Raw genomic sequence first — 203 nt, 5'->3', positions numbered from 1 at the left:
AGGACCCCCCGAATCCGCCCCCGTCGGCGGCGGGCGCTCGGAATACGGCCGGAGGGCTGGTGTCTGCTGCGTCACGCCGGCGCACCAGGAGGTGAGGGTGTCGGAGGTGGCTGATAGGTTCGAGCGGTACCCATTCGACCACCCGCGTGAAGGACGAACTCGTGAGCGCTACTCCCGTCAAGGTCGCCGTGACCGGCGCTGCC

It is taken from the genome of Arsenicicoccus sp. UBA2120 (assembly GCF_002330965.1).
GTDB classification, from domain to species: Bacteria; Actinomycetota; Actinomycetes; order Actinomycetales; family Dermatophilaceae; genus Arsenicicoccus; species Arsenicicoccus bolidensis.
Note: the sequence above shows the minus strand (reverse complement) of the source record.